The 19,825-nt window shown below is 41.4% G+C and carries 18 protein-coding genes; 4 read left to right on the forward strand and 14 right to left on the reverse strand.

The features are described from left to right. Window positions 1–64: 64 nt before the first annotated feature. On the forward strand, window positions 65–1,795 hold the full coding sequence (narQ, locus tag K08M4_RS17850; protein ID WP_086050863.1) for a nitrate/nitrite two-component system sensor histidine kinase NarQ: 1,731 nt from the start codon (window positions 65–67) through the stop codon (window positions 1,793–1,795). Next, on the forward strand, window positions 1,782–2,414 hold the full coding sequence (locus tag K08M4_RS17855; RefSeq protein ID WP_009845450.1) for a response regulator: 633 nt from the start codon (window positions 1,782–1,784) through the stop codon (window positions 2,412–2,414). The genes narQ and K08M4_RS17855 overlap by 14 nt, the downstream gene beginning before the upstream one ends. Before the next feature lie 209 nt (window positions 2,415–2,623). Here the strand turns inward: K08M4_RS17855 and dcuC are convergent, their stop codons facing one another. The 3 genes from dcuC to K08M4_RS17870 form a co-directional block, all read right to left on the reverse strand. Further along, the gene (gene dcuC / locus K08M4_RS17860) at window positions 2,624–3,991 is read right to left on the reverse strand and encodes an anaerobic C4-dicarboxylate transporter DcuC (protein WP_086050864.1); all 1,368 of its coding nucleotides are present in this window, start codon (window positions 3,989–3,991) and stop codon (window positions 2,624–2,626) included. Window positions 3,992–4,429: 438 nt separating this feature from the next. Further along, window positions 4,430–4,720, reverse strand: coding sequence for a putative quinol monooxygenase (locus K08M4_RS17865; RefSeq protein ID WP_086050865.1), 291 nt, complete (start codon window positions 4,718–4,720; stop codon window positions 4,430–4,432). Between the two features lie 254 nt (window positions 4,721–4,974). Beyond that, entirely contained in the window at window positions 4,975–6,117 is a 1,143-nt protein-coding gene (locus K08M4_RS17870; protein ID WP_086050866.1) for an acyl-CoA desaturase, read from the reverse strand. A gap of 166 nt (window positions 6,118–6,283) precedes the next feature. Here K08M4_RS17870 and K08M4_RS17875 point away from each other — a divergent pair, with 166 nt between their 5' ends. Next, window positions 6,284–6,829 (forward strand): GNAT family N-acetyltransferase, encoded by a 546-nt coding sequence (locus K08M4_RS17875; RefSeq protein WP_086050867.1) that lies wholly within the window; start codon window positions 6,284–6,286, stop codon window positions 6,827–6,829. A gap of 184 nt (window positions 6,830–7,013) precedes the next feature. Here the strand turns inward: K08M4_RS17875 and ylqF are convergent, their stop codons facing one another. The 11 genes from ylqF to K08M4_RS17930 form a co-directional block, all read right to left on the reverse strand. Then, window positions 7,014–7,949: a ribosome biogenesis GTPase YlqF gene (ylqF, locus tag K08M4_RS17880; protein ID WP_029405588.1), complete on the reverse strand. Its 936-nt coding sequence runs from the start codon at window positions 7,947–7,949 to the stop codon at window positions 7,014–7,016. A gap of 166 nt (window positions 7,950–8,115) precedes the next feature. After that, window positions 8,116–8,430, reverse strand: coding sequence for a c-type cytochrome (locus K08M4_RS17885; protein ID WP_009845439.1), 315 nt, complete (start codon window positions 8,428–8,430; stop codon window positions 8,116–8,118). Window positions 8,431–8,769: 339 nt separating this feature from the next. Beyond that, a complete protein-coding gene (locus K08M4_RS17890; protein ID WP_086050868.1) occupies window positions 8,770–9,453 on the reverse strand; it encodes a response regulator transcription factor in 684 nt (227 codons plus the stop codon). 95 nt (window positions 9,454–9,548) lie between these two features. Then, window positions 9,549–10,430 (reverse strand): hypothetical protein, encoded by an 882-nt coding sequence (locus tag K08M4_RS17895; protein ID WP_086050869.1) that lies wholly within the window; start codon window positions 10,428–10,430, stop codon window positions 9,549–9,551. Further along, window positions 10,420–12,912: a fimbria/pilus outer membrane usher protein gene (locus tag K08M4_RS17900; RefSeq protein WP_435532570.1), complete on the reverse strand. Its 2,493-nt coding sequence runs from the start codon at window positions 12,910–12,912 to the stop codon at window positions 10,420–10,422. The genes K08M4_RS17895 and K08M4_RS17900 overlap by 11 nt, the downstream gene beginning before the upstream one ends. Further along, window positions 12,896–13,582 carry a fimbrial biogenesis chaperone gene (locus K08M4_RS17905; RefSeq protein WP_086050870.1) on the reverse strand — a complete coding sequence of 229 codons (687 nt, stop codon included), beginning with the start codon at window positions 13,580–13,582 and terminating at the stop codon, window positions 12,896–12,898. The genes K08M4_RS17900 and K08M4_RS17905 overlap by 17 nt, the downstream gene beginning before the upstream one ends. A 2-nt stretch (window positions 13,583–13,584) precedes the next feature. Next, window positions 13,585–14,310 (reverse strand): fimbrial biogenesis chaperone, encoded by a 726-nt coding sequence (locus K08M4_RS17910; RefSeq protein ID WP_086050871.1) that lies wholly within the window; start codon window positions 14,308–14,310, stop codon window positions 13,585–13,587. Between the two features lie 115 nt (window positions 14,311–14,425). Further along, a complete protein-coding gene (locus K08M4_RS17915) occupies window positions 14,426–14,926 on the reverse strand; it encodes a hypothetical protein (protein WP_086050872.1) in 501 nt (166 codons plus the stop codon). A gap of 78 nt (window positions 14,927–15,004) precedes the next feature. After that, a complete protein-coding gene (locus K08M4_RS17920; RefSeq protein WP_232460259.1) occupies window positions 15,005–15,529 on the reverse strand; it encodes a hypothetical protein in 525 nt (174 codons plus the stop codon). A 785-nt stretch (window positions 15,530–16,314) separates the two neighbouring features. Beyond that, the gene (ltaE, locus tag K08M4_RS17925) at window positions 16,315–17,319 is read right to left on the reverse strand and encodes a low-specificity L-threonine aldolase (protein WP_086050873.1); all 1,005 of its coding nucleotides are present in this window, start codon (window positions 17,317–17,319) and stop codon (window positions 16,315–16,317) included. Between the two features lie 39 nt (window positions 17,320–17,358). Continuing rightward, the gene (locus tag K08M4_RS17930; protein WP_086050874.1) at window positions 17,359–17,874 is read right to left on the reverse strand and encodes an NUDIX hydrolase; all 516 of its coding nucleotides are present in this window, start codon (window positions 17,872–17,874) and stop codon (window positions 17,359–17,361) included. Between the two features lie 287 nt (window positions 17,875–18,161). Between K08M4_RS17930 and K08M4_RS17935 the strand changes: the two genes are divergently transcribed. Beyond that, the gene (locus K08M4_RS17935; protein WP_086050875.1) at window positions 18,162–19,817 is read left to right on the forward strand and encodes an ATPase RavA domain-containing protein; all 1,656 of its coding nucleotides are present in this window, start codon (window positions 18,162–18,164) and stop codon (window positions 19,815–19,817) included. The last annotated feature ends 8 nt before the right edge of the window (window positions 19,818–19,825 follow it).

Raw genomic sequence — 19,825 nt, forward strand, 5'->3', positions numbered from 1 at the left:
TCTGTTTTTTGATGTGTGACAATGGGTTTCAGATAGCCACTTATATACCTTCAGGATATTAACATTGCTTATTAAACCTGTTTCATCTGTGACGAGTACAATAGCGAAATCATTATTACTAATATTGCTCCTTTCAGTTGCCACCACTGGTTTTGCTATTTTTACATTGGCGTCTAGCCTTAACGATGCCGAAGCCGTTAACGTGGCAGGCTCAATGCGTATGCAAAGCTACCGCTTAGCGCATGATATTCAAATAGAATCAGTCGATTATGATTCACATATTCGTGAATTTGAAAGTTCGCTTTATTCCACATCAATGACTAATTTAGTGAGTTGGGAAGTACCAACTGATATTACAAATGATTATTATTTAATAATTGGCCGTTGGCATGAATTGAAGCAGGTCTTAAATAGCGAAGATCGAAAACATTACCTTGTGTTGGTTAAAAACTTTGTTATTGAAATCGACCGCTTTGTTTTTAAGTTACAAGAATTTTCAGAAAATAAATTAATTAAATTGGCATGGACTGGTGGTATAGGTCTAGGTGGAATACTCGTCATATCTCTTTTTGTTGTTCATTTTGTACGTAAACAAGTTGTTAAGCCCCTACACGCTCTCGTTAGAGCTAGCCAGAGAATCAAAAATAGTGATTTTGAGGTTAAGTTAGAGGTTACCAACAATAATGAACTGGGCATTTTGACCAAAACATTTAACTCGATGGCGAAAGATTTAGGGGTGCTGTATAGAAACCTTGAAGATGTAGTCGATGCCAAGACGGTTGAGTTACAAAATGCTAACCAATCATTGCAAGCACTCTACTATTCTTCTCAAGAACTCACGGTAACGCGTGTTGCACCAGAAAATTTCCGAGCTATTTTGCAACACTTGGTCAGCCTAGAAGGGATTGAATCGTTAAGGTTAGAAATCGTCGATAATTCTGGACGTTCTTTGATTATGGATGAAGGGTACGACCCGACTTGCGACTATGAAAAGTTTGAAATGAAACTGGATGATAACGAACTTGTTTTGGGCTATCTGTATTGCTCATATCATCATGGTCATTCGACTAAGACGTTAATTGAGAGTTTTATCCAACTGTTATCGAGAGCTATCTACTATAATCGCGCTCAAAAGAAAGCTGAGCAGCTTATTATTATGGAAGAGCGAGCGACGATTGCGCGTGAATTGCATGATTCATTGGCCCAATCGCTGTCGTATTTAAAAATCCAAGTGACATTGTTGAAGCGTGTTATTGGTAAACTTCCGGAACACAAACATCGAGAGCAGTCAGAGCAGATAGCATCTGAGCTCGGGAATGGATTAGCGGGTGCCTATACTCAATTGAGAGAGCTACTCACCACATTTAGGTTATCCATCAAAGAGGGTAGCTTTGGAGATGCTTTGAGCACCATGCTAGAGCAACTCAGTGAAAGAACCGATGCGAAGATTAAATTAACTAATAACCTTTCATCGTTAGAGCTTGATGCACACAGTCAGGTTCACTTGCTTCAATTGATTCGTGAAGCAACAATAAACGCAATAAAACACGCCAATGCCGACTTGATAGATGTATGCTGTATCGATGAGGACGGACAAGTATTAGTCGTGATAAAAGATAATGGAGATGGCTTTGACCCAAGTAGTTCTAAGATGAACCACTACGGAATGAGTATTATGCAGGAGCGTGCGGCAAGACTGAATGGTGACTTAACGATTGAAGCGGCTCAAGGTGAAGGCTGTACAGTCATATTGAAATATAAAAGTTTGAAGGAAGTTAAAGTTGACGATTTGTAAAGTAATGCTGGTTGATGATCATCCATTGATGCGCAGAGGCATAAGCCAATTACTGAGCTTTGAAGATGAATTTGAAGTGATTGCAGAAGCTAGTAACGGTACTGAAGCGGTCGCTCTTGCCCATGAAGAAGAACCTGATTTGATCCTGTTGGATCTTAATATGAAAGGCATGTCTGGCCTAGATACCTTGAAAGCACTTCGCACTGATGGTTCAAGCGCTAACATCGTTATTTTAACGGTTTCTGATAGCCCTGCGGATATCGAAGCGATTGTTAAAGCGGGCGCCGATGGTTATCTATTGAAAGATACTGAACCCGATGAGCTGATTGAACTGCTTAAGCAAGCACATAGCGGTGATAAGGCTTACAGCAGTGTCGTCGCTCGTTACTTGAATGATGCTGATAGTCGCAACGACATCTTCGACCAATTGACTGAACGTGAAATGCAAATTCTTCAAGAAGTCGCGAAAGGTTACCGTAACAAGCAGATCGCCGATCATCTGTTTATTTCTGAATCGACAGTTAAGGTACATATGAAGAGTTTGTTGAAAAAGCTGCAAGTGCCTTCTCGTACCGCTGCAACCGTTCTTTATCTTGAACGCTATGGTGACATGAAGTAGGGCTTGGTCCTTTGAATAACACTATTTAAAGTCGTGTTGTTTAAAGTTCTTGTGAGACATTTCTAGTGTCATACTCAAATAGATAGAGTTTTGAATCTTCTAAAATAAGATGACATAAAAAAGGCGCTGAACTCATTAAGTTCAGCGCCTTTTTGTTAGGGCATTTTATATCTGTATCTCAGTTTTTCTCTGTCTAGATAGTTTGTTTCTTAAGCCGCCATTGGAACTAATACTAACGTACCAAAGATAACCGTGATAAGACCACAGATTACTGGAACAGAAGTACGTTTTACAACTTCAAACGGGCTGATTTTACCCATACCAGATGTCGCAACAATTACGCCAGATACTGGAGAAATAGTACGGCCTAAGTTAGATGCTTGAAGCATTGGGATGATTAGGAACGCTGGGTTCAAGCCCATTTTCGCCGCTAGTGATGGAGCTAGTTCTACGAATGCATAGAAAGGCGCGTTACCAGAACCTGTCGCGATAGCTGCAGCAACCGTTAAACCTGTTAGGATAAGCATCAATGCGATACCGCCAGCACCTGCCGATTCAGCAAGACCGATTAGGTTATCAATCGCACCGATAGACATTAGACCTTGTGCAAATACGCCCGCCGCAACCAACAGCATTACCACGCCTTTGAACGCTTCAGCCATGCCTTGGTAGCAAGAATCTAAGTCTTCTAATGTTTTCTCGCCGTCAAACTTCTTAACAACGTAATCGATAACTGCGCCCACGAAGATTGAACCTACCACAATGGTGTAGATATCAAGTGAAAGCCCTGGAATCGTACGACCGTTGAATAGGAAAACGCCGATGATAGGTAGGAATGGCAGTGCCGCGTAGAAAGCCGGTGCTGTTGTTTCGATTTCAGAAACGTCTACTTTTTCCATTGGTGTGTTTTCTTTCTTATCCAGATACTTGTTCCAGAAGAAAGCGGCTGCAGCCATCACGATGATTGCACAAATAGAAACAGGAAGTACTGTTTGAACGGCAAATACATCAAGAGACATTCCTGATTTTTCTGCTGCGATAACCACATCACCAGAGGTTGGAGAAAGAATGATTGCTGCAGGAGATGCACAAACTGCAACTGCTGCTGGGCGAGAAATACCCATTGCCGTCATCATTGGGAATAGGGTCGCCATCAATAGAACACCAAGGCCTGTTGCAGAACTTACTGCTAGAGACATTAGACACGCTACGATGTAAGCCGCAACAAGAAGTACGTATGGAGATTTGATAGCAGCAAGCGGTTTAGAGAATTGTTTCACTACCACGTTGTTTGCGCCGATGTGCGTCATATAAGAAGCAAAGCCACAAAGAAGCATGATTTGCATGCCTAGGCCGCCTCCACGGTACTGAAGCATGTACTTAACAAATTCTAGTGAGTCGGTAACCATGTTACCTGTTGAAGCGACCTTAACTGGTAAGACGGTGTGACCAATAAGGCCAGTAATAAGAAGTAGGGCAAGGCCAGCAGTCAGTAACACGCCTGCCGCTTTATAGCCTTTCACAATAAAGTAACCAACAGCGATGGTAATCACTAATCCGATCAAGAGCTCTAACATAGAAATCTCCACAAAGTTTAAAAAATATAAGAAAGTGTTTCAGAATATGACAATGAATGTACAGAAAACTGCACTGTGGCACGAGACATACTTGAGGTTGCTATGATCTAAGACAAACATTTTTTTTGATGTTAATTGTGGTTGTAAATCGTGATTAACTACTGTTGTTTGGATGTTAATAAACAAATTTTGTAGCTCATCAGAATATAACTTGGATCACTTTTGCTTGTTTTAGTTTCATATGGTGGAGTTGTTTTATAAGGCGTGGGTGTTTGTTGTGTGTTGAAAAGAAACGTGTGACGAAATGGGTGTTTATCTGAGAAAGGCGGTGAAAGTGGCGGTTTTTTCATTATTAGAATGAGCAGATACAAGCTTGTAGAAATGACAAACCCTGCGATCAGAGCAGGGTTTTTTATTGAATCAGTACTGAGTGACTGGTTAGTCAATGTGCGTCATTTTATTAAGCACAAAGGTTTCGATACAGTCTTCAGTCGCAGCCATGTACTCAGCGATGTGTTGGCTCGCTAAGTGTTTCTCTAGGTGAGCTTCAGACTCCCAGTTTTCATGAAAAACGAAGTGAGCAGGGTTACTGTTATCTTGGTGTAAGTCGTAGTTAATACAGCCGTCTTCAACACGGGTTTTATCGATCAATTTAATCATCTCTGATTTAACAAGCTCAGTTTTGTCTTCTTTAGAGACGATCGTTGCAATAATAGTCAGTTTGCTCATTTTTATTTCCTTAGCTCCAAACTCAGTAAGTTAAAGTAATATAAGTATAAATTAAGATTGAAGAAAGAGTTCTGGAATCCAATAACTATGGTGCTTAGCGTCCACAATTTAAATCAGAGAGCATAACGTTGGGGTGATCGGTTGCGCTTATTAAAAAAGCCCTCATAGTAATATGAGGGCTTCAAATAAGAGTTAAGCAGTGTCGTTACTGGTACATTAAGCGGACTACCCAGCCTTAAGTATATTGTTCTACCTTAAGCATACTGTTCCACTGTCATTGCCCAATTTTTTTTCTGTTGCTCAAAATTCATTTTGATTTGTTGATAACGAACTTTAAGTAGAGAGTGTTCGTACTTCTTCACAACATCTTCGCGCTTACTTTCAAGTAACTGCTTTTTCACTTCATAGTATTCATTCATGTTTGATACAAGCGCATCGAACTCTTGCTGAAGTTTGTCCGCGATTTGTTGCTTGTCGGCGCGGTGCATGATTTTTTGCTGTGTGCGTTTGAGTAGCATTGACGCTTCGGCTTTCTCAATACGAGCTTGAGGGGTTTTCTTAAGCTTACTTGCCAGTCCCATCAAAGAAGCACTCTGGATCAACCATTTTGTTGGATCGTATTGCCACCAGTAGATGCCGTTACGGTAGTCGTTTTCAAAGATGTGGTGGAAGTTGTGGTAGCCTTCGCCAAACGTAAGAACCGCTAACACACCGTTATCACGGGCCGTGTTTTTGTCGGTAAAAGGTTGGCTACCCCAGATGTGAGCGAGAGAGTTAATGAAGAATGTCGTGTGATGGTTAAGCACCAAACGAACAGCACCTACGATTAACAACATGCCAATCACGTCACCGTAAATCACGCCCAATGCAATAGGAACACCGAAGTTCATTAGTAATGCCAACAGAACGTAGTGCTTGTGCTGCCACATAACAACTTTGTCTTTTTTAAGGTCACGGCAATTTTCATAGTTTTCATACATTGAGGTGTTGTAGTTGCGAATCATCCACCCGATGTGAGAATACCAAAAACCACGTTTTGCAGAGTATGGGTCTTTGTCGTTGTTATCGACATGCTTGTGGTGCACACGGTGATCAGAAGACCAGTGTAGCGCGCTGTTCTGAAGGGCAAATGCGCCACCTAATGCAAATAAAAATCTTAGGCTCGAATGCGCTTCAAACGCTTTATGTGACCATAAGCGGTGATAACCCGTCGTGATTGAAAGGTTACAGAACGTAAAGCAGATCGCTAGCCATATCCAGTGCTCCATACCATAGCCAAAAAAGTAGCCATAAACGGGAGCCGCAACAACAGCAAGCAGCATACTAAAAGAGAATACAAAAATATTGAGCCAGATTAATGGCGGCTTTTTTGTAGATTGTTTGTCGGCACTATTCATTAGCAAATTTCCATTGAGCTTACATCTGTGCGCTAGAATATCAGCGTACACGTGTAAGTCAAGATTGAAAGTGTAAACGTGCATTAGTATGTTTTGCTTAAATATTGTATAAAGGTAGTGTGAAATGTAGTAGCAAGTCATAAATGGAAGTACTAAGGGCTAATAAATGGAAATTAAGGTAGCTGAATATAAAGATTATGAGCGGATTGCCCAATTACACGCGGATAGCTGGAAGCTATATTACCGTGGCATTCTTGCTGATGATTACTTAGAAAATGATGTTTTGGAGGACAGATCTGTTATTTGGCAGACTCGTTTGATTAATCCTCCTTTTAACCAACATGTTTTATTGCTTGAAGAGGGTGGTTTACTGGTTGGTTTTGTCTGTGCGTTTGGTAATCACAACTTTGAACGTGGTACGTTCATTGATGCGTTACATGTAGACAATAATTACCGCGGTCGTGGTGTTGGTAAGCGTTTGTTGTCTGAATTATCAAAGTGGTTACAGCAATACTATTCGGACTCAGGACTGTACTTAGAGGTGATGTCTGAAAATCACCAAGCCATTGCGTTTTACCAAGCGATTGGTGGTAAAGAAGAGCTAGAGCAAGTTTGGAATGCACCATGTGGTAGTCAAGTTAACGAAAAAGTGATTTCTTGGGGTTCACCTGTTGAACTTGAACAGAAGACAGCAAGCGTTGTGTATTCTTAATCGCTTCACGTTGACTAATCGTTCCTTTTTCAACAGTAGCTTCTTAGTAAAGTTGCTTTAAACCTGAAGAACAAAGACAAAAGCCCCGAGAATTAAAGTGCTCGGGGCTTTTTTGATTCGAGTAGACGCTTCAATTATTTGGCGTTTAGTCGCACCATGTGGTTTTTCTTTAAACGAATAGATCTTAACGTTTGTTCTTCAAGTAACGCTTGCGTCGCTCTTCTTTCTTCTTAATTTGTTGTTCTGCTTTCAGCGCAGCCGCTTCTTCAACTTCGATCAACTCTTGTGTGATCATTTCTGGTAGCTCTAACGTTACTTTACCTAAAGTACCATTACGCAGTTCATGAAGTAGGATTTCAGAACATTTGTGAATGTCTATATGACCACCAGCACGAAGTGCACCACGCTTACGACCAATCGCTTCCATCAATTCGATATCAGACTCTGGAAGCTCTTCAATTTGGTAGCGTTCTTGCAAAAGATTAGGGTATTGCTTTGCAAGGTACTCGACTGTGTAGAATGCCACTTCATCGTATTCCATTGCCGTATCTTTTACAGCGCCTGTTGCAGCCAAGCGGAAGCCACTGTGTGGGTTTTCTACTTTAGGCCATAGGATTCCAGGAGTATCTGAAAGGATCACGCCATTTTGCAGATTGATGCGTTGCTGGCGACGAGTTACCGCTGGTTGGTTACCAGTAACCGCAATGGTACGTCCAGCTAAACAGTTGATGATGGTCGATTTACCCACGTTCGGAATACCCATGATCATAGTGCGAATGTTCTTGCCCATTTGCTCACGGTGTGGTGCCAGTTTACGCACTAACTCCATAACGTGGTTAACTTCTTCTTTTACGCTAGTCGTAATCGCAATCGCTTTAACGCCTTGCTCTTTCTCGAAGTGCTCGATCCAACGTTGAGTCAGTTCAGGATCCGCAAGGTCACGCTTGTTCAACACTTTTACACAAGGCTTATCGCCGCGCAGTGAAGAGATCATTGGATTTTCACTACTGAACGGGATACGAGCGTCCAGTACTTCGATGATCACATCAACCTGTGGGATAACTTCTTCGATTTCTTTACGGGCTTTATGCATGTGACCCGGAAACCATTGAATAGACATAGAGATAAACCTTGATAAATATATTTGCTGCACATTGTAAGGGTTGGATGATACGTGTAAAGGTATATCTATCGCGACCTTCAATGAGTTCAGTGACTTTGCTTGAAGTATAGGAGAATTAGTGATGTTTATTTAGCTTAGATTGACCTAATGAAGGTGAGCTCCGTTACTGTTGTGAAGCATAAAAAGCCGCAATATCTTTCAAGTCTTGATCATTGAGCTTACTCAGTTGTGTTTGCATCATCTCAGCGTAAGCGCCTTGTCTATCACCGTTTTGGTAAGCTTTCATTGTGTTATAGAGGTAAGTTGAATCTTGGCCAGAAAGTTTTGGGTAAGCAGTGTTACTTGTTTCACCCGTGGGGTTATGACAGAAAATGCAACTTGGTGACTTCATTTTACCCAGTTCAGGATCGCCAAAATTAGAGGCATGAAGGCTAGGGGAAAGAGTGAGTAATAGTAAAGTGAAGGAACGGTAAGTCATGCTTTTGCTCCGGTAAAAACATAACAATAAAGCTTACCCTAAGGGGAAGCTCAAGTCTGAATTGCTAAAAAGCCAAATATTGTTAAGCACTCAGCGTACTTTTTGCTCTGCTAGGGAAATCGAGGGTTTCAGACGTGATGTTTTGTGAGTTTACAAACTCTACTCGTTTCTTAGAGGGCAGAATGTAATTAAGTCACTGGTGATATGATTTAAACTTCGTTGTTCAGTCTAACTGTGATTCTATGATGGAGGGGGATAATAGAAGCGCCTAAATTATAATGCGGTATGTTGTAAAACAACTGTAATCCGGTGTCTCTATATTCGTGACTCAAATATTAACTACATGCCTGGTTGTATAATAGTCTCTAAACTATTGATAAAATTTGCTTTTCTTATCGCTTCTTTTCGATTGGTTACGTTTATTTTTTTATATATGTTATATACATGCGTTTTTACTGTACTTTCTGAAATAAATAGTTCATTTGATATCTCTAAGTTTGTTTCTCCTCTGATAAGTCGTTTAAATATTTGAGCTTCTCTTTTCGTAAGGCTAGATAATATTACCTGTGACTTGAATGTATGAGAGCGCGCATTGGATAAAATATGCGACATTAACTTCCTCGGTAACCATAGGTCATCATCACAGACTGTTTTCAAACAACGTGTAAGGTGTTCGATAGGAGCATCCTGATAGATTATGCCTTTTATATTAAACATGTTGAATAACTGCATTACAGTAATACTCTGTCCGGTAATATCAGAGGGGACGTCATAGATTACCCATTTATTTGACTCAACTTTTGATAAGGTGAGGTAGATATCTTTGATGTCAGCTAAGAGTAAGTAACTAATGAGAATGACATCAAACGTCTTACGATGATTTGAACGTTCAATACCCAAAATACATTCGCGACTAAAAGAAAAGTCACTGTATTTCTCTATTTCTCGTTGAATAAACTGGTTATTTATACCGTTGTCGCCAATTAGGAGCATGTGCTTTAAATTATTTTTTTGGTTATGCATAACGTACTCCGAAACTGACAAACTAAGTTTTGATTATATGATGTGTCGTTTTATATAATTTCGTTGCATATCTCAGGATTTATATAATTACATATTTACGGCTGCTGTGAAAGGAGAGGTTCTATAGAAATTTGTAATGTGTCGTCATATATTCCTCCCGGTTTGTTCTCTGTTTCCCCAATAACAAAACTCAAAGGAATAGGTTGACCAATCGTAGCTGAAAGACGCTGAATTTTTGCATCAAGTTGATTGAGGTTTACTCTATCGTTATCTAGGGAAAGTTCGTATGGAATATCCCATTTTGTCTCATCAGATTCATGACGTAGCATCCCTTGATGGGATGATTCCAATACGATGGTATACGCTGTATTACTTTGCACCCATAGGTTCGGTGCAGAACTAATAATCTTGTTTGAATATAATGTTCCTAGATCAAGGTCATAATGCTGTTGAGTTAACCCATAAAAGTGAACTTTTGCAGCTGGTGGCACGGTAACGGATACTGGGAGTGAGCTAGGGCTGATCTCTATTTGTTGGTTGTCTGAGGTATAAGAGGGCGACACTTCTAAAAGCCCCCGGTAGGTTCCAGACGCTAGCCACTGTTTGCTTGGGAAACGCATTTGTATGGTTGTCGAAGGTTGACTGTCGGTTAATGATAAATGCCACTGATTAGCGATTGGCGTACCAACTTGCCCACTCCACTCGAAGTTGAGTTTGTCTTGGTTTACCCCTTTTAACGTCCGACTAGTATCATTAAGTTGTAGAACCAAACTCAATTTGCAGTCTTCGCCAATTATATTCGCATCGATCCTATAAGTATTAATTGTTGCGTAAGTACCAGTGTTGAAAACGTCGTATTGCGACTGGGATGAGACGGGTTGAATCGTCAATGCACTAGTTTCACATGCTAATACAGAGGATACAGAATTTATGGCGATGAGGAACCATCCTCCCCACAGAAGTTGTTTAATCCACATACACATCTCCTAGTCTGATCAAGTTGTCACTGCGCTCGCTGAGAGTAATGATGGCTGACTCTTGTCCTTTCGTGTCAAGGATCAGCTGATATTTACCTGGCTTTAATCCAGATATCGCAAATATGCCGTTCCGATTGGTAAAGAAGTCAATCGGTAACTGTTTAGCGTCGCCAAGGTAATGTGCAACACCTGCGACAAGTGAAATTGGATTGTTACTTTGACGATCGTATAGTTTGCCAATCACGGTTAAGACAGCATCGGAGCCAATTTGTAGTTGGTAACCCCGCTTATAGTCAGGCTTAACCCAAAAAGCACCATCACCCAAGTCATATCCCGGTGGTAAGTTATCGACCTCATAACCGATGACTTGGCCATTATAAGCAACGAGATCAGGGACCATAGCCTTTGCATCTCCTTTAAGGTAAACGCGCGCGTACTGTCCGTCTTTTGTTGGGTCCAATGCTACGTCATTCTCTGTCAGGCTTTCATGTTTGCTGACAATGGCAAATGCTTCTCGGACTGGTCTGCCGATCGTCACCGATGAACCTGCAAACGCAAGCGCACTACTGATGGTCACGTCGGTACTGTGGTTTCTTGTGTCACCACTAATGTCTTCAAGTCGCGAGGCATGTGTCGCACTCAATTCGTAACGGTTTGCCGTATAATTAACTCCAGCGTCCATATCGACGTCCGTTTCTTCATTCGTAATGACACTCGCAAACCCCGATATCCCTCCGGTGTTACCTATATTATTCTGATAGCTATAATCTAAGGCGGCTTCTTTGAGCTCTGTACTGTAACGACCGACGACACGAGTTTGTCGGCTGAGAGGCCAACTTATGGTGACCGTGGTGCTGATGTCATCGTCTTTACTGGCGTGATCTTGATAGCTAACACGCGCACTCCAAGTCGCGGGAGTATCAAACAGTCCGTCTGATAAACTCGGGCTAATTCGCCAATAGTCATTCTCTTTGTCTATTCCTGAACGGTAATTGACTGTCATGGCGGCACGTAAAGATCGACCTAGATAAATCGAACCGAATGCAGAAGCATAGTGAGTGGTTAAGTTGATGTCTTTATCGGAAGCGTCAAACCCAGTAACACCGGTAAAATTGTTGCTCAGATACTCATAACTAACACTCAGTTGTGGAGCAAGTGTATTCTTACTGGAAAATTCCGCATCGAACGCAACTTTATAAGCATCGCCAGTTCCAAATGCAGGGTGTTCGCTACGTGAAGCATTGAGTTCAGTGACTCCCCATCTAGAAGCAATCAGTGCGGTGGTACCATACTGGTATAGATCTTCACGGGTTTGAAAGTTCGTACCCAACGTTAACCAAGGGTTAATACCCACATCGATATAACCATGGAAAATACGCTCGTCGGTTAGGTATTCTAATTGTCCATTTTGGAGTTCAGAGGGTGCGCCGTACATAATGCTATATTCAAACTCACCGCTATTGAGTAAGTCGTTACCTGTCGCAATAGAAAACTCGATACGCTCTTCATTCCCAGAACGATCGGTAATAACGAGTACAATGTCGTTACTACCTTGCGCGAGAGGTATATCACTCAGGTTATAGCTACCAGCGCCTAAGGTTAATCGTTGGACTGCAATCCCATCTATATAGACATCGACATTCGAGGCTCTTTGCAGTGTGAATGATTGATTAGCTCGTGGTCGTGCATTTCTGGTTGGAATGAGTGTGAAATCTCGAGTTAAGCCAATCCCCAGTATGTCGGTACTGTCCTGAAAAGATTGACCACTGTTATACATATCACCGAACACAAGCCGTGTACCTTGCTGAGCAAAGTCAATATTAAGACGAGATCCTTCTCTTACGTATCGCGAATCTTGTGATGAACTGTTTTCTAAATAGGATTCATATTCAAAGTTTAGAAAACCAATGTTAAGTGCTGAGTCGAATTGACTGCGATAGAGATCCTGCCTAGACGATTTTTGATCGACATATTGGCTCTCATTGGCGGAAAGGGCGACGTTAACGTATCCGCTTAACAGACTTGGCTCAGCATAGTTATAAAAATCATCTTCGCCGTTCATCGAGAGTTGTTGGGTTAAGCTAAATTCTGGCGGAACCGTCACGATACATTCCAACGAAGAAAAGTCGAAATTAAGTCCCAGCCCTACGTTTTCAAAGTGGTGCTGAGAAAGCATCTCATCGTTTGTTGTGTCATTGAGCTTCCCAATACCTTCTTTAGTGACGACAGACGAAAGGAGAGACAACGTACTTTCCTTTGGCAAAAGAATCTCGTTGTTCGCGGTAATGATAATATCCGCTTCCCCCAGTATGGTGTCGCTTATCCTTAGTAAAGAGGTTAGTTGAATATCGCGTCCTGTCGGGTTCAAGACCATTTCCTGGCCCCAAGCAGCAGGGCTTAAGGCAGCACAATAAAACAGTGCTAATCCCAAGACATAGAAAACTTGCCACATCTTGTGAGAGGTTTCAGTTTTCATATCCATGGTAAGTGCCTACTGGTAAGTAATTTAAAGAAGAAGGCAAAGTAATAGTCGAGCGTGGTGGAATAAACTGTTCACCTAAAGCCTCATGTACCTTTTGGTTCTGAGATTCGAGCCCCTTAAAATGAAGTAACGATGTATAGGTAAATCGCGACCCTGAATTAGTGAGTGTTAGTTTTCCTTGTTCATCTATGTGTAATTTCACGTCAGGCTCTAATGAGGATGAGTGAATGTGCAACAACGCATTATAGTGAACTTGCAAATTGATACCGGTTGTTAAACTTGTGGGCTTATCTATTTTTGCGTTGTTTTGACCAATGTTTACGGTACTGAAGCGAACAAAGTAACTTTGGGAAGTTTCGAGTGAGCGTTTTCCCAGCCATTGGATACGGAATACTTGACGTTCACCGGGTGCCAACATTGCGGCTGGTGGAAATACAAACATCATCTCACTCGATAGATCTGATGTTTGGAACGTGCCATCAGGTAAGAATTTCAAACGACGAACGTTAGCTTCAAGTGGGAGATCCCGCGTTGAGTTGTTAGTTACAACCAGTTGCGATGTTGCCCTGTGATCGGTGTTGAGCTCAATGACGGTTGGAAACAGTGTTATGCCAAACGTTTGTGCACACAGAACGCAGTAAATGAACCCACCCAAGATATAACGTCTCATTGCTACTGATCCTGCTCGATTTCAATCGATAGCGTGTCTACATTGTAATCTTCAAGTGGCTGCATTTCGAAAAAACGAGTGGAATAGGGAAGAACCAAAGTTCCTGGAATACGTTTGGCAATTTCTACGCCTTTCAAATATGTTGAATTTGTACCGTCAGAAATTTTCCATGTCGTATTGGTTAACCGACCATAACTATTGCCACTATTCAGTACTTCAAGGACCCATTTGTTATTTTTGTCATTTGCTTCGATACTTTTTATTTCTAATTGAGAGGCTGTGTTCTGAGGTCGCACGTTGATCAGCGTATTAAACTGAAGTAACAAACTCACTTGTCCTTGGTTACTGCTTGCTCTTTGAACTTTCACTTGCTTAACCGCAATACGAAAAGCTTTTGACTCTGTGATGGAAGGGTCACCTAAATATCGCACCATAATGGATTGGGAACGTCCAGGCTCTATGATTGCGGTTACCGGAATCACTAATAGCTCGTCATCTGCAGGCGTCGTGGTCTCTTTTCCATATTTGTCCATTGTCATGTATACCGGAGACAACTCAACCGTGAGTGGTTCTTGAGACGAATTCTCAACCCTCATCGTCATTTGGGCTCTTTTACCAAGTGGCGTCATCTCCATAGACATCGGCTCTACTTTGAACGCATGAGCAGACAAACAAGTGAGTGACAATATTAAGAGAACAGTCCATTTATGCATGATCCATTTATACATCGCGATGAGCTCCAAATTAAACTAGAGACGGTAATACAACTGAGGTTAAGTTTTAATACAACTAAGGCTTGGATGAAGTCGGAGGCCAAAAAATAGCCCCCGACTTATTTAACCTCTAATTTGAGGTGATATTGACGGTTAATGTATCTGAGTAGCCACCTGCCCAAGGGGAGGTTTCTGTTGTCACAATATCAATGGACGCGGCAACACCAGTCGCCAATGTTCCAGAACCACCATAAGAGTTACTTACAGAAACATCGTTTTGACCAGGTCCACCAGGAGCATTAAGTGTGAAAGGAGCTAGGCCGCCCGCAGGGTTAAATGTTGCATCGTAGGTAAGAGCGTAGTCTTCGCTATCGTCTGACTCTAAACCACCTTCTGCACTCGTTAGTGTCACCGTTGCACCATCGACGTCATTACACTTCATGTTAAGACCACTAACAGAAAGGTTTTGAATTTGAGATACGTTACCGAAGTCCATCAATTGTGTTGAAAGACCAGTAACTTCACATACAGGTGAAACAAAACCAACTAACTGGACATCACCAGGAGCGGCTTGAACTTGAGCACCAAAAATAGCAGTGACTGTTGCTGCGTAGAGTGTTAGCTTTTTCATTAGAAATTCCTTTATCTTAAATGATTGGCTCGAATACTGCTGAGCGTATTTTGTATCTGCAGATACATTGCAGAGTTTTTACTTTGTCACGCTATGAATCGAAGGGTAAACTTCGATCTCAATAACGTCTTGATAATAACCTGCGTAACGCAAGCTATTTTCGAGTGCTACCCTAAGGCTCCCTTGTTGAGAGAAAGGAATAACACCAGAACTGTTTATCATTACTGGTGAAATAAGTTGGCTGCTGTGCCTGTTTTCATAAAGACGAAGCTCGTCTATTTGTAATGACAGATTATAACTTTCAACAATATCAACACCTTGGTGCTGATATTTTAAGCCTCCATATTTTGAATTGATCGTTATACCCAACGGACGGTTACAATACATATTAAAAGGCAACAATTGCACATCATGGTTTTCCGTGAACTTCATGATGTTGCCAGAGAAGAAATTTATTTCGCATCGATCTTTGATCTGACCGTTAATTCCTAACGTTAAGGTGTTAGCACTGGCATAGAATGAAAGTGACAAACTAAAAATTAACGTTGAGATGATGAAATTATGAAGAATCCTGAATGCTCTAGTCATCATTTCCCCTCTCACTAATTGAATGTAACTTGTTGCTTAACTTTCAAAACTATAAGTGCTTTAAAAAATAGTGAAGTAGTAAAAAAAGTTTATTATTTTCTAGAAGTATGAGTTTTAGTATGAGTTTTATATATAAGATAAAGAGAGATTTTTTTGATAATAATTTTGTTTTCAATTAGATAGGTGATTTTCAAACAATAGCCAAATTAGCGATTGATAATTGTTTAATTGATAAAATTAAAGCTATGGTCTACGGGAAGTGATTTTAATTTATCTATGGATTATTCTGCCTGCCATCATTAATTTGACAGTGCTTTCTACTAAAAATAAACGTAGTGATTTTATTAACTTGCTGAATGTGGCATTTGTGGGTTTTCACAGTCGATAATATTTATCGAGAGTAAGTGAGATTTATTTATTGAAATTAAACGCTTACGATGATTTTTTTGAAATTGATATATTCAATATTTAAAATACCGCACGCATGGTAAATAAAACACCTGAAACTCTAATTATTAAATTATTTATCTTTAGTGGGTATGTATGTTCCGCCTAACTCCTGTAACTCGAACTTAAACGATAATTGGGTACTAAAATGTAGGGGCAATGGATGGAAGGTATTGAGATAGGCCAAAACGAGATTGCGTACTATTACATTTAATCTACTGGGGTTTATTAGAAAAATTAGCGGATGTAGATGGCTATTTTTCGGTGGAATAGATGAACGGTCTTTCTGAAAGACTAAAGCTTCGTAAGGGAAGCTCTAGTCTTAAATGCTTTAATGGGAATCTTGTTCAGCGTTAAAGCGCATTTTCCAATTTAGTTAGGAAAGTAGCGATGTCTTCTGAACTGATATCTCTATGAGTAACAAAACGTACCGGGTTACCTGGCGACATCGTAATACCTTGTTCACCTAACTCTCGCGCGATGCGGTTAATATCAACCGACTCATCTAACTTCGCAAACACGATGTTAGTTTGAATGAAATCAGGATTAACCGAGAAGCCTTCCAGTTTACTTAGGCCAATGGCTAGGTTTTTCGCGTTCTCGTGGTCAACTTTTAGTTGAGCCACGTTCTCTGTCAGCGCCATTTTACCTGCTGCAGCAAGAATGCCAGCCTGACGCATACCGCCACCGACCATTTTACGCAGTCGACGAGCTTTAGCGATGTACGCTTTGCTACCAAGAAGTAGAGAGCCAATCGGAGCACCCAAACCTTTTGATAAACAAATTGTCATCGAATCGAAGTATTGCGCGATCTCTTTGATGTGTACATCCAATGCCGCAGCAGCGTTATAGACGCGCGCGCCATCTAGGTGCATTTGCAAGCCGTGTTGGTTTACGAACTCACGAGCTTCCGCTAGATAAGAGATTGGCAGCACTTTACCATTAATGGTGTTTTCTAAACTAAGAAGCTTGGTGCGAGCGAAATGGCTATCGTCTGGCTTAATTGCAGAAGCAAGCTTTTTAAAATCTAACGTGCCGTCTGGGTTGTTTTCAATTGGCTGAGGTTGAATAGAGCCAAGTACAGCGGCGCCGCCGGCTTCGTACTTGTAGTTGTGTGCTTGTTGGCCACAAAGATATTCGTCACCACGCTCACAGTGCGCCATTAAACCAAGTAGGTTGGCTTGTGTGCCTGAAGAGGTGAACATCGCTGCTTCAAACCCCGTTTCATTAGCAGCCCACTGCTCCAATTCATTGACGGTTGGGTCGTCGCCATATACATCATCGCCCACTTCTGCATTTGCCATTATATCGCGCATAGCTTGTGAAGGTTTAGTTACGGTATCAGAACGAAAGTCCATGTTTCTCTCCTAGAGTACTTTAGGTAGTTATATCAATGGCTATAGATGACCACATAGTTGGGCTTTGCTTAAACAAGCGATAGTTTTGGTATCTGTGATTTGATCGTGTCGTATTTTATGGTGCAGTTCTTCCAGGCTAAGTTCGACCACCTCTATTACTTCATCTTCATCGCATTCAAAGCGGGTAGTGAGGCTTAAGTCTTTTGCGACAAACAAATACTGGATTTCATCACAGAAGCCAGCTAAAGGTGTCACTTGCCCTAAGCTCTGAAAATAAGTTGCACTGTAACCAGTTTCTTCTTCCAATTCTCGTTGGGCACATTGAAGAGGTGTCTCATTAAGTTCCATCGTGCCAGCAGGTAACTCTAAAAGCCATTTTTTAAGAGAAGGGCGAAATTGGTTAATGAGGATGATTTTTCCAGACGAAGTGATAGGAAGAATAACAGCCGCGCCAGGGTGGTTTATTGTTGTATGTTTTACCACAACGTTCGTAGGGAGCGTCACGTTCTCTTCGATGAGAGAAATACTTTTCCATTGATGGATAACTTTACTCATGCAGTCTGGCCACTTTCCTTGCCAATATTTCGTATAACTGAAGACGTGTACCACCATAACGTCTATGGTGTCGAAAATAAAAGAAAAATTAGGCTTAGTAATAGATTTAATTTCACGCCGTTCGTGATGCTACTCTCATAATTGGAATCTATGATTGCGCGAAAATTGCAGCGTAACCATCTGATATAAAGGCAACTCAATAATAAAAGATACTTGTAACAAAGTGCTAACAAATGTATAAAAACGTATCTACACTCTCAACTGTTCATAGATTTTCGGAGTAACGCATGACCCCCTCTATTTCCTCACATGCTGACAAGGCGCTACTCTCTGAAAGAATCAATAAATTAGCGCATGCTCTCTCTGACGGCGTTTATGAAAGAGAAGACACGATTAAGCTCTGTCTGCTGGCGGCTCTTGCTGGTGAAAGTGTGTTCTTATTAGGTCCTCCGGGTATTGCAAAAAGCCTTATCGCCAAACGCCTCATTCAGGCTTTTGACAACAGTAGCTACTTCGAATATTTGATGACGCGCTTCTCTACTCCAGAAGAAGTGTTTGGTCCGCTAAGCATTCAAGAATTAAAAGATAACGGTCGCTATGTAAGGCTGACCGAAGGCTACCTACCAACAGCGCAAGTTGTTTTCCTTGATGAGATCTGGAAAGCAGGCCCAGCCATTCTTAATACGTTACTGACTGTGGTTAACGAAAAGACATTTAAAAATGGCGCAGACATTGAGCGCGTGCCGATGCGCTTGTTGGTTTCAGCATCCAATGAACTTCCGGATGAAGACAGCGGCTTAGAAGCACTTTATGACCGAATGTTAGTTCGCGTGTTCGTCAACCGTATTCAAAACAAACAAAACTTCAAATCGATGCTAACAACGGGTACTTCTCAGGAAGCCGTAATCCCCAAAGGGTTAGCGATTACAGACATTGAATACCATCAATGGCAGAAAGAACTCGATAATTTGGAGCTGACGGATAACTCGTTTAACAAGCTATTTGAACTGAAAACTATGCTTGAAGAGACCGTTAAGAATCAGGGCTCATCATCAGATTCTGACTTGTATGTATCAGACAGACGTTGGAAGAAAGCGGTCAAGCTATTGAAAGCGAGCGCCTTCTTCAGTGGCCGTGACAGCGTAAATCCGTTGGATATTATGCTTCTTCAAGATTGTTTGTGGCATAGCCCTGAATCTCGTGATGTGGTTCGTAGCGTTGTCAAAGATTTTGCGTTGAACCGAGCGTTTGATCAGCAAGAGTCGAAAGCTCAAATCGAAATGTCTCGTGAAGAGCTAGAAGAGATTCAAGATGATGTTGAATCGACTCTGTCGGTGTCGCTCTCTGTGGAGTCAACCAGTGGCTTACGACGTAAAGACGTTTACCAACATGATATCAAGAACGCGAAAATGTACAGCGTCGGTAGCGCATACAATCTTATTAAATTGGTTATGCTGCAAAGCAATATGTCGGTGTCTGAATCTGAGAAAGGCGATAGTCGTTGGGTGTACGTAGCCAAAGATGATTTTGATCGTGTTCTTAAAGAAGGTCATGGCGACATTTACGGTTACGTAAACGAAAACAAAAATCTATGCCGCTTAAAGCTCGACTTGGATGCATCGAATCAATTAGTGATTAAAGATATTGCTAATCGCTCTGTATTGGTGAGTGTGGTTACCACAGACGGCTTAGATCAAGAACTGTATAGCAAGTGGTTGAGCGGTGCAGAGAAAGCCCTAGAGCAGTTAACCGAAGCTGAGTTCAAGCTAAAAAGAGTACGCACCGAATTTCACGATGCGTTACCTCATAACTATATCGACCCTGATTTGCCGAAAGCGATGGAATCAAGCTTGCAAGCGGTAACACAAGATCTCGAAACGACGAAAGCAAAGAGCAGCAAGATCGCACAGCGCATTAAGTTCATGAGTCAGTACTTTGAGTAAGGGAGGGA

Origin of the sequence: Vibrio syngnathi, assembly GCF_002119525.1 — a bacterium.
Classification (GTDB): Bacteria; Pseudomonadota; Gammaproteobacteria; order Enterobacterales; family Vibrionaceae; genus Vibrio; species Vibrio syngnathi.